General features: G+C 63.9%; 3 protein-coding genes. All 3 read right to left on the bottom strand.

Annotated features, from left to right (window positions below):
* Positions 1 to 225: class I SAM-dependent methyltransferase (locus RLN94_RS16355; protein ID WP_350153119.1), on the bottom strand; the 225-nt coding region annotated here is incomplete at its 3' end.
* A gap of 12 nt (positions 226 to 237) precedes the next feature.
* The gene (gene fcl, locus RLN94_RS16350) at positions 238 to 1,188 is read right to left on the bottom strand and encodes a GDP-L-fucose synthase (RefSeq protein WP_350153118.1); all 951 of its coding nucleotides are present in this window, start codon (positions 1,186 to 1,188) and stop codon (positions 238 to 240) included.
* Positions 1,181 to 2,089 (bottom strand): GDP-mannose 4,6-dehydratase (gmd, locus tag RLN94_RS16345; RefSeq protein WP_350153117.1); only part of this gene is annotated, 909 nt, incomplete at its 5' end. The genes gmd and fcl, both read right to left, overlap by 8 nt.

The following is a 2,089-nucleotide window of genomic DNA, read 5'->3' as shown; positions in this document are numbered from 1 at the left end:
CAGCACCCGGTACCACTCCTTGAGCGCATCCTTGTAGGTCCGCCGCCCGAAATGCTCCAGCACGTGGCAGGCATAGATCAGCTTCACCGACCCGTCCGGAATGAACGACAGGTCCTCGACCCGCCCGACATGATCGACATGGTCGTACGCCAGCGCATCCACGTGAAACCAGCCCGGCAGATGCTTGACGCCGCAACCAAGGTGGATCTTGTCATATTGTCCCATCGGGCCCCTCGCTCACGCAGTCGCGCGCATCTCTTCGAATTCCCTGACACACCGCGCGATCCCCTCCTCGAGGGAAATCCCCGGCCGCCATCCCATCCCGTGCAACCGGCTGCTATCCATCAGCTTCCGCGGCGTCCCGTCCGGCTTCGACGTGTCCTGCACGATCCGGCCCTTGTAGCCTGCCGCCCCGGCAATCGTCTCGCCCAGCTCGCGGATCGAAATCTCCTGCCCTGACCCGACATTCACATGCTCATGCCCCGAATACTGCTGCATCAAAAACACCAGCGCATCCGCAAGGTCATCGGCATGCATGAACTCGCGCAGCGGGCTGCCCGTGCCCCACATCACCACCTCGTCACGGCCCTCGTCCCGCGCCTCGACCATCTTGCGAATGAGCGCCGGCAGAACATGGCTCGTCTCGAGATCGTAATTGTCGCCCGTGCCATAAAGGTTCGTCGGCATCGCCGAGATGAAGTCCGCCCCGTGCTGCTTCCGATAGGCCTGGCACAGCTTGATCCCGGCGATCTTGGCAATCGCGTACCACTCGTTCGTCGGCTCCAGCGGCCCGGTCAAGAGCGCATCCTCCCGCATCGGCTGTTCGGCCAGCTTGGGATAAATACAGCTCGATCCAAGGAACATCAGCTTTTCGACACCCGACCGGTGCGAAGCGTGGATAACATTGGCCTCGATCATCAGGTTTTCGTAAAGGAAGTCTGCCGGAAACGAGTCATTGGCGAGGATGCCCCCCACCTTCGCCGCCGCCACGAACACCGCATCGGGCTTGTTCTCCGCGATCCACTCTTCCGCCTCTGCCTGCCGCGTCAGGTCGGCCTCCTGGCGCCCGGCGGTCAGAACCGTGCACCCCTCCCGCTCCAGCCGCCGGCAGATCGCCTGCCCCACCATGCCCCGGTGCCCGGCGACATAGACCCGTTTGCCGGAAAGCGCATAGACCGGCTCAGCCATCGCGCTTCGCCTCCTCGAAGTCGCTCTCGACCATCTCCCGCACCAACTCGTCAAAGCTCGTCTCAGGGGTCCACCCCAATTCCTGCCGCGCCTTCGACGCATCGCCCAGAAGCGTCTCCACCTCCGCCGGCCGGAAATACTGCGGATCGACCCGCACGATCACCCGGCCGCTCTCGTCCCGGCCCACCTCGTCGACACCCTCGCCCTCGAAGGTGATCGTCATCCCCAGAACCTCGGCCGCCCGCGCCACGAATTCCCGCACCGAATATTGCTCGCCCGTGGCGATCACGTAATCCTCGGGCTTGTCCTGCTGCAGCATCAACCACATCATCTTGACGTAATCCCGCGCATGGCCCCAGTCGCGCTTGGCATCCATGTTGCCCAGCCGCAATTCCTGCTGCGTGCCCAGCTTGATCCTCGCCAGCGCCCGGGTGATCTTGCGGGTGACGAAGGTCTCGCCCCGAAGCGGGCTCTCATGGTTGAAAAGCGTCCCGTTGCAGGCATAGAGCCCGTAGGCCTCGCGATAATTCACCGTGATCCAGTAGGCGTAAAGCTTCGCCACGGCGTAAGGCGAGCGCGGGTGAAACGGCGTCGTCTCCCTTTGCGGCACCTCCTGCACGAGGCCATACAGCTCCGAGGTCGACGCCTGGTAGAACCGCGTCTTCCCGCCCAGCCCCAGGAACCTTATCGCCTCCAGCAGCCGCAGCGCCCCCAGCGCGTCGGAATTGGCGGTGTATTCCGGCTCCTCGAACGACACCGCGACGTGGCTCTGCGCGGCGAGGTTATAGACCTCGTCGGGCTTCACCTTCTGCAGGATATGCGTCAGCGACGAGCTGTCCGTCATGTCCCCGTGATGCAGAACGAAACGGCCCTCACGCCCCGGCGCCCCCTCGATCAGGTG

The organism is Roseovarius sp., assembly GCF_040223625.1.
Lineage (GTDB): Bacteria > Pseudomonadota > Alphaproteobacteria > Rhodobacterales > Rhodobacteraceae > Roseovarius.
The sequence above is the reverse complement of the archived record's forward strand: the minus strand, read 5'-3'. Positions and strand labels throughout refer to the sequence as shown.

Excerpts from the sequence above, each read along its gene's own strand:
- fcl (WP_350153118.1), bottom strand. The coding sequence starts at position 1,188 with ATGGCTGAGCCGGTCTATGCGCTTTCCGGCAAACGGGTCTATGTCGCC.